The 8,732-nt window shown below is 37.2% G+C and carries 9 protein-coding genes; 4 read left to right on the top strand and 5 right to left on the bottom strand.

Features of this window, described 5'->3' with window-relative positions; genetic code table 11:
* Nucleotides 1–221: 221 nt before the first annotated feature.
* A complete protein-coding gene (locus HCZ91_RS13645; protein ID WP_179799773.1) occupies nt 222–1,409 on the bottom strand; it encodes a relaxase in 1,188 nt (395 codons plus the stop codon).
* Nucleotides 1,399–1,779: a plasmid mobilization relaxosome protein MobC gene (gene mobC, locus HCZ91_RS13640; RefSeq protein WP_179799772.1), complete on the bottom strand. Its 381-nt coding sequence runs from the start codon at nt 1,777–1,779 to the stop codon at nt 1,399–1,401. Before mobC ends, HCZ91_RS13645 begins: the two co-directional genes overlap by 11 nt.
* Before the next feature lie 1,594 nt (nt 1,780–3,373).
* On the opposite strand from mobC, the gene repM reads away from it, so the two are divergent.
* The 4 genes from repM to HCZ91_RS13620 all read left to right on the top strand — a co-directional run bounded on the left by repM (nt 3,374) and on the right by HCZ91_RS13620 (nt 6,010).
* Nucleotides 3,374–4,327 carry a replication initiation protein RepM gene (gene repM, locus HCZ91_RS13635; protein ID WP_179799771.1) on the top strand — a complete coding sequence of 318 codons (954 nt, stop codon included), beginning with the start codon at nt 3,374–3,376 and terminating at the stop codon, nt 4,325–4,327.
* 60 nt (nt 4,328–4,387) lie between these two features.
* Entirely contained in the window at nt 4,388–4,636 is a 249-nt protein-coding gene (locus HCZ91_RS13630) for a hypothetical protein (protein WP_058369846.1), read from the top strand.
* Between the two features lie 48 nt (nt 4,637–4,684).
* Nucleotides 4,685–5,401, top strand: coding sequence for a RepB family plasmid replication initiator protein (locus HCZ91_RS13625; protein WP_179799770.1), 717 nt, complete (start codon nt 4,685–4,687; stop codon nt 5,399–5,401).
* Between the two features lie 303 nt (nt 5,402–5,704).
* Complete coding sequence (locus HCZ91_RS13620; protein ID WP_179799769.1) at nt 5,705–6,010, top strand: hypothetical protein; 306 nt, start codon at nt 5,705–5,707, stop codon at nt 6,008–6,010.
* 84 nt (nt 6,011–6,094) lie between these two features.
* Here HCZ91_RS13620 and HCZ91_RS13615 read toward each other — a convergent pair whose 3' ends face one another.
* From HCZ91_RS13615 to HCZ91_RS13605, 3 genes are all read right to left on the bottom strand, one after another.
* Nucleotides 6,095–6,982, bottom strand: a complete 888-nt coding sequence (locus HCZ91_RS13615; protein WP_179799768.1) for a type II restriction endonuclease — start codon at nt 6,980–6,982, stop codon at nt 6,095–6,097.
* A gap of 3 nt (nt 6,983–6,985) precedes the next feature.
* Entirely contained in the window at nt 6,986–7,885 is a 900-nt protein-coding gene (locus tag HCZ91_RS13610; protein WP_179799767.1) for a DNA adenine methylase, read from the bottom strand.
* 86 nt (nt 7,886–7,971) lie between these two features.
* Complete coding sequence (locus HCZ91_RS13605) at nt 7,972–8,505, bottom strand: tetratricopeptide repeat protein (protein ID WP_179799766.1); 534 nt, start codon at nt 8,503–8,505, stop codon at nt 7,972–7,974.
* Between the last annotated feature and the right edge of the window lie 227 nt (nt 8,506–8,732).

Here is an 8,732-nt window from a genome sequence, read left to right as displayed (position 1 = left end):
TAAAACATGAGGGCTTATAAGGAGTTTCTTGATCACCAAAACTCAGTTTTAAACAAAAAAGGGGAAAATTATAGGAGTCTAGCCTGTGGATAACTAAAACATGAGGGCTTATAAGGAGTTTCTTGATCACCAAAACTCAGTTTTAAACAAAAAAGGGGAAAATTATAGGAGATCTCATGACTTCATTACTAACCGAAGTAAAGCGACCTCACATTTCACTTTCAGAAAATGTTAAAACTCGGCGCCTCATTCTTATAATTATCTTGGTTCTGTAGCTTAGCATCTTCTATTTGTCGCTGTATTGGCTCTGGTTCACGTTCTAGCTGCTCTTTGATGATCTCTAGGGGTATGTCAACGACGTTCAAATTTAACGGCTCTGGTAGCTCTACGTCTTTATATAAACCTGCGTGATACTTCTCTTTTATCTCGATGCCTTTAGCTAAGGTTCTTTTATTACGCTCATACTCTCTCGGTAATCGTGACACATAAGCTCTTTGTGCTGCTTCTATCGTATGCTCCTGCTTCTTATTAGCATCAAAATCTTTTTTGTATATATCACCTTCAAGTCTTAGATGTCTTGGCTTACCATGTTTATCTTTCAGATTTCTACAGCTTACTGATATGGAGTTTTCACTGTTTAAACGCTCTATTTTTAGTCCGAGCCGTCTCAAACTTAGCAATACGCCTTCACGAGACTTAATCTGTTCTATATTAAAATCGTATTCCATTCTTCGATTGATAGCCTCACGTAATACCTCACGATTCGGTGGATTCTTAATGATTTCAGCGTCTTTTTTAGCAGCTTGGCGGTCATAGCCTTTTGTAATATAAGCTGAGGGTGGTGCAGAATTTGTTGAGTGCGAATTAGTCAATCGCGCGCGCTTAGGCTCATTTGGATCGGCCAATTTATACTCGTAATTAACAACATCTTTAAAAGCATCAACCCTAACCAAATCAGCTCCTGCATAAAAAGGTTGCAATCTTTTACCGCTTCGCAGTTCCTGTCCTGGAATCAGAAAGTTTAGCTCTAAGCGACCGACTGGATGTGCCTCATCAATATCTTTATCGGCATGTTCAATCCATAGAATATCGTACTGATCACGCTCCAGTCCGCAGAAAATTACCTCCTCAAATTTTTTCATGATCTCAAATTTCTGCTTTTCTGTTAGCTCATCAGAACGCTTCTCAAAAGAGAGAACACCGCTTTTGTATTTTTGTTTATAAGGAGTGGTATTGATCAGCTGCTCAGTAAGAACAGGATCGCCGCTTAGCACGCGCGCATGCTTACGCTCCTTCAATGGTAAAGGTTTAGATTCTGGATTGTCAGAAGATTCGTCACGCTCCTTCAATAGATAATTAGTCGCACCACTCGCAGGGCCTTTTCCATGGTCATGAAATTTAACGATCATCGTCCGCCTTCCTTGCATCTTTTAGATTCTGATTTATTAACTCATGCATTAACTTTCTAATAGCGGTTATCTCGTTTAGCACCTGCTTATCTAATTGATTATCTAATGTCTTATCTAATTCCTTATCAGTGTTCACACGTCTTGCTACTTGATTTAGATTAGAACCAATTCGTCCAAGTTGACGGATTAAATTAGGGTCGGCTATAGATATTGGTGTTGATTTTAGAGCTAGATTTCTGAGCCATCGACTCATTGTTCTTTCGGTCTGACGCTTCTTTATTAATTCGTGCTCATACGAATTAACTCTGAGCGTTAGCTCAATTTTTCTTTGTTCTTTAATACCAGACTTAGGTGACTTGGTGGCATTCATAGTGATCTCGACGGCTTTTGATTTTGGGGGTTAAGGGGGGCTTTTTTCCCCTTACCAGCACCCGAGGGCGCCATTAGAACGATAGTGAAAATGGGCGCACTTGGGACTGCTGGCTTAATAACTTCATAAAGCAGTTTATGATCACATATACAATGAAGACAGCCTGATTCTGGATTAGTAGGCTATTATTTTTGGCAGAAGTCGGACTTATAGCTATTTTTGGTGAAATACCCCTATTTTCGTGTCATTTTCTCTATTTTTGACCCTAATTTTCTCAATTTTTCTTGGTAATCGCAGACTTATAATCAGAAAAACGGCCTGACATACCCCTTCCGTCTCTTTAGTATGTTTTGCAGCCTAAACTGCATCTTTTCATGCCTAGAAAGTGAGTCTTCATGCTTCAACCGTTACTTTTGACGTAGCTATTGCACTCTCCTTGTTCCGAACGACACTTTTGATGCTCTATTAGCGTTCTATCCGTCTGTTTAACTCTGTTCTCAGTCAAAATTATGAAGTATATATTTTCAGTCAGTAGCGATTTTTTTTGCTGTAGGTATAGAATCGTTCTTGTTCCTGCTTTATATGTTACTTTTCACGTAGCTAATACTCTCATACCGTCTTAAATAGACTTTTTCCTGCTCATACACTAGCAGTATCGTTTCTAGCATCACTTTTCACGTTGATAGTACTTCCTTACCATCTTAAATAGACATTTTCTTGTTCATACACCGGCAATACCGTTCCTAGCGTCACTTTTGATGCAGATTGCGATGTGTATATACACTATTGTTAGCGAAGATACAGAAGTGTTGTTTTCCATGTAGCTGTATAGCTATATACCGTTTATAGACTACCTACTGATGTTTATATTGTTACTTTTCACGTAGCTAAATGCTGTTTTTCTCAAAAATTGGCTTTTTTCGTATCTGAGAGTCTCACTCATGTTTGAAATGTAGAAATTTCTCAGTCTAGTGATATTTTTATATTTTGTGATGAACTGCTACTTATAGGAAGAAAACAAAGGTTATCTGAATAGGTTGATTTAGATTGGTATTAGATATACGAAGACAATAAATAGCTTAATCTGTTTCTAGGTGAGACTTATAAAGCGGATATAAACATTAGATAAGTTATTTAAAAGAGTTATTTATTCAATCCGTTAAAGAGGGTGATAGCTTATTAGATCTCTAGAATTCTAATCATAACTCTGTATAGAAATACGATATCTGATTTAGTAAGGACTCAGTTTCCCTTTTTATTAGTTAATAATAACCAAAAAAGGTTTTTAAGGCTTTTAAAAGCTTTTAAAAGCTTTTAGGAACCCTGTAGGCCTTATAATAAAAGAGTTTCAGAGCCCATATATATACGTTTATACACCCATATATATACGTTTATACACCCATATATATACGTTTATACACCCATATATATACGTTTATACACCCATATATATACGTTTATACACCCATATATATACGTTTATACACCCATATATATACGTTTATACACCCATATATATACGTTGAAAACTTGCTTGTATATATATATGCATTATATTAGTATTGTGTATATATTAAAACTAAGGCAATGGATTATGTCGGATAATAAGGTGATAGGTAAGGCCAATGCTCTGAATGAAGCTTCATATACAATTAATCTAGTAGCCCAACGTGTGATTATATTGGCTATCATTGAAGCAAGAGATCAAGGTGTTATGTCTGAGGTTGGAGGTGTACACCGTATTAAAGCTTCTGACTATCAGAAACATTTTGAATGTGACAAAACAACCTCTTATCGTTCATTAAAGTCTGCATGTGAGAGCCTTTATGAAAGCGAGTTTGTTTGGACAGATAAAGATGCTAAAGGAAATACTAAGGTCAACCATTCTAGGTTTGTACAACGTGCTTCATATAGCGAAGGCGGTGGCTACATTGAGGTGATGTTTGGAAGTGATGTTATTCCGCTTATAACTAGACTTACTGAGAAATATACAGAGTATGAACTCAAACAGATAAAAGATTTAAGTAGTGCTTATGCTTTACGCATGTTTGAGATCTTGATGCAGTGGTTTAACAGACGCAAGAGTTCACCAATTAAAATCCAAGATTTACGCGCACGTTTGGGGGTTGAAGACCATCAATATAAAACCATGGGGAATTTCAAAAATAGGGTGTTAGACCATGCTATTAAAGAGATTAACGATAATACAAACATCACAGCGTCTTACGAACAGCATAAAGAAGGTCGTAACATTGTGGCCTTCACATTCAAAATTAAAGTAAAGCAAGATAAGAGTCAGAAAATTGATGGGCTCTTAAGTACAAGTGCAAAGAACGGTGATTTGTTCACAGTAGAAGGTTTAAGTGATAAACAGCTAGGACGTATCGCTCGTAACCCTCAATTCGTGGCAGACTACAACCATCTTGTGAGCTCTACTAGTCCAGCAGGGCAGGATACTAAGATGTGGGAATTTGAAATGGTTAATCGCCTGAAAAAAGACGCTTCACAATTTACAAAGTGTCCTATTCGAGACTATCTTGATTATTGATTCATTTGTATGCTCAAGTTTTAGCGCTCACACAACCACTTATTTTAACGAGTAATGACCATGATAAAAATCGAGAATTTAACAATTAACATTAATAAGCTGTCAGTAGAAGAAGATGAGTTGCTGGATTCTCAAATACCCTCGGTAGTACGCGACGAGCTTGTTAGTACATTACGTATTATTAGTGAAGACTCAAGATTCTCTGGTCAAACAGTAATTATTCCTGACGACTGTGAAAAGTACGGGTTTACGGAAGGAGAGTTTGATCTACCTGAGCTATTAGAATTTTTAGCAGACATGCTGGAATAGTAAAGCTCTCTTTTAATCTCAATTGTATGTAGTACAGGGCGGCAACTCATGGCTGTAAAAGATCTACCAGAAAAAGACAAAGCCATAATTACTGCTAGTTATGGTTTAAATGTAGCTGAAAGTAGAGTGATTCTGCTAGCAATAACTGTGGCTAAGGAATATCAGACTACAGCTGATTTGGACACCTTACTAGGTAAACGTATTGAAATATCAGCCACAAGGTATGTAGATATGTTTGGTATGCCTGAGCAGCCAGCGTATGGGCTTCTACAAGATGCTTGTAGAAGCCTGTTTAAACGCCAGTTTAGCTATACAGAACCCGCTGAGAATACAAATCTATGGCATAGAACTAGTCATTGGGTAATCGATATAGCTTATATGAATGAAGTTGAGACCGTAGCTTTCAGCCTCACACCCACGGTCATTGCTTTTATGAATGAGTTAGAAGAGCGGCTTAAGATTTACAACGTGCAAAAGGTAGCTAGTCTTACTAATGCACACACTATACGTTTATATGAACTTTTAACTGCCCTAAATCGCAAGAGTAAATCTCCACGAATCGATATTAAAGAACTAAGAAAGGAGTTGGGGGTTCTGGATCATGAGTATAAGCGTATGTTTGACTTTAAAAGACAGGTACTAGACTTCTCTATAGAACAAATTAACGAGCATACAGACATTAAGGTTAGTTATGAGCAGCATAGAAATGTGCGTACTATCAATGCTTTTACATTTACGATTGAGATGAAAAAACACACTTCCTAGTTTTAATTGAATATATAGCTCAAAACAATATTAAAAATAGATTATTGTCTGCTATATTAAGCTTTCTTATTTCATGAATCGTATCGAGGTATATTATGAATAGCGGCTCTATAAAACTTCCACACAAGTGCCCCCAGTGCCCTAAAGTTGCAAATTCTCATCAAGAAATAGAAGCGAAGTTTGGGTTTCGCAATATGGGTGATGGAACAGTTAGAGCACAAAGCCAATGCAAAGAATGTCGATAGGCTTAGTAGCACAGCAGTGTCAATATAATTAAAACTACTTTGTGTTGAGGATTGGGCTATGTCTGAGGAAAGAGTATCTTATAAAGATTTAGATGATGATGGAAAAAGAGAAAGAATAGCCAGCATGAAAGACAGAGCTGCGACAAGTAAAGAAAAATACGGGAAAGGTAGTTATTACTCTTGGGGTGAAACCATAGACGATATAAAAAATGCCAATGGAGCTGGGGAGACAGCAGTTGCTGGAGCAAAGTGGGCAGGAAAATCTCTGTTCAATATAGGAAAGTTTACGGTTGCCGAGGTCATCCCTGGATTTGCTAAAGCTGCAGCAGAAGCAGCGGAAGACAAATTAAAAAACAAAAAATAAGATAGATTTGACCTGATTTTTAGTAAGAGATTACTTATTAGTAATCTCTTACATAGTTTGTAGACAATACTTTAGAGGGGACTGTTATAAAATAATTCTTTCTAAATACCCTTTTTGCAGCATATCGATATTTAACAAATAATTTTCATAATCAAAATAGTCTCTAAGTGCTTTGATAGATGAATACCAACCTTTACCGTCAGTAACCCATATAAACTCTATGCCCTGTTCCTTCCACAACTCACTCATTTTCGTATATTCTGATGCAGTGGACTTAAGTTTTGACCCATTACCATTGTAGAAATTACATTCTATGAAATAGAGCGTGCCTGTACTTTTCTTATAAATAACAAAATCAATATTTTTGCCTGCTTTACCTATTTTTACGTCCACGCCCCACGTTTCTTTAATGCTTTTAACACTTCCTTGAGGTAAATACTCTAGGTCATTCTCATGACAGAAAAGAGCGACGAAGGACTCTACCAGCTGCTCCATCTGTGTGCCGCCACGATTTTTCCGTGCATTTGAGTCAAGTCCTACCTCAACCCCTGTGCAATAATCGGGTAGATTCCTTATATTCCTATCTTGCATCATCTTGCCAAGACCAGACTGCATTACGAAATCGACTAAACTATTTAAGTCATCGTTTGTAAACTTCCTATGTTTGAAATCAAAATTCCTATGTATATAGTTGGTTTTATCTATAAGTATATCGATGGACTTGTCACGTATAGCAAGCAAGGCTGGAATGGCCTTGACCGTTTTTGGATACTCTTTAAAAATATCGAGTAAAGCACCTTCAATATCTTCTTTACCTACAGCAGCGTTAAGAATGTTCAGCTCTTTTTCAATAGGCTCTATCTTGGTTAAAACCTTTGCCCAGTTAACAAAATAATCGTATTGAAGGATACCTTTCTGGCTTAGAGTTTCAACGAGTTGGGTAAAGTGTTCCGCTTGGTATAATTCATTCATTTTCTAATAGTTCCTAATCAGTAGTTCATTAATTTGACCACGCTTACCGCCTTGCGAATTGATACTGCGGCTAGCTTTAACGCGTTCGATCTTATAGTTTTTATACAAATCATCAAAAAACGTGTTGTTAGCATCAAGGTTCGTTGTGTCTGAATTGCTGAGCAACCATTCATGCCCTTGTTTGTCCAGTAAGTCACAAACTTCCTTTAGTTTCACTTGGTCATCATCGTCAAAACTTCCTTTAGCATAAGAGGTAAAGCTTGATGACTCATTTAATGGCTTGTAAGGTGGATCAAAATAAAAAAATGTGGGTAATTTCGATTGGTTACCATCCGTAGCTAATTTCAAAACATCTTCAAAGCTAATATTGCATATCTCTACGTTAGCCAGAAGACGTGAAGCATTGAGAATAATGTCTTCGAACACAAAACTTGGCTTTTTATAGCTTCCTATCGGTACGTTAAATTTATTTTTTTTATTCACACGATACAGACCGTTAAAGCCAGCTCTATTTAAAAAAATAAATAGCCCAGCATGTTCTATAGAGCTACTGTCCCTATTGTTGAAACTATCTCGCTTATCGTAGTAATACGGCTGCTTTGCTTCTTTGTCTTCTAGCTTATCGTATTCACTTTGAATCACTTTTAGATAATCTAATAGCTCAGCAGGATGCGCTTTAATCACTCTATAGAGATTGATTAGATCGCTATTAATGTCGTTTAAGATGACTTTAGTAGGTGGATGAGGGCTGTCCAAGAGGTGTAATGCAACTGCACCACTACCACTGAAAGGCTCAACATATTGATATGGCGTGCCGTCACATACATAATCAGGCAGTCGTTGCATTATTTCAGGCATTAATTGGCTCTTACCGCCCGCCCATTTTAAAAAGGGTTTAGCCATTGTTATCTTCTTGTCGTTTAGTTCATTTGGAAAAGGATTGTATCAAACTACCCAGACTCTAAGTGCGCAGTATCAATATGTCTGCCTTAACTATCAAACATATTCTTCAAGTTGATTCGTGCTGCATCACTACCGCTAGCAACTGCTTTGATGAACCAATCAACGGCTTTGTCACTGTCTATTCCCTGTTGCTGAGAAAGTAACTCTGGTATTTCGCTAAGTTCTAAATTTCTGGGATAATCGATGCCAAAATCGATAAATAAATCCTTATACTCTTGGAGTGTTGGAGTGTCTCCATTTATATCAAAGTCATGTTGTACCATATACATAACCTCAGGAATTTCTTTACCATCACGATACATAATGGCTAGATTGTTTTGAGCATCAGCATGGCCTTGTTCAGCCGCTTTAGCGAACCATTCGAATGCTTGATAATCACTACGTGGAATCGCTACACCCTCTCTGTACATAATTGCCAGACTGTTTTGAGCATCAGCATGGCCTTGTTCAGCCGCTTTAGAGAGGTCTTTAAAAATCTCACTGTAGTTATATTTAACTGTTTCCATGCCTCTATCGTTGTTCGTTGTTATTCCAACATTTAGCTGTACACGCTTATCCATAAACCAACCTCCCAAGTAGTGAATTTAAAAAAGTAAACTTTATTTGAATTTACAGTAATTACATTAGGAATGAAACCAGCTCAATACAGTACGCGTCAGTTAATGTCGCAGAGGAAAGAGGAAAAATTTATGAGGCTTTCCGATCGTTACAACTCAGTTTTAAACAAAAAAGGGGAAAATTATAGGAGTCTAGCCTGTGGATAACTAAAACATGAGGGCTTATAAGG

The sequence above is a fragment of the Psychrobacter sp. BI730 genome (assembly GCF_013414195.1).
In the GTDB taxonomy this organism is placed as follows: domain Bacteria; phylum Pseudomonadota; class Gammaproteobacteria; order Pseudomonadales; family Moraxellaceae; genus Psychrobacter.
Note: the sequence above shows the minus strand (reverse complement) of the source record. Positions and strands in the feature narration are given on the sequence as shown.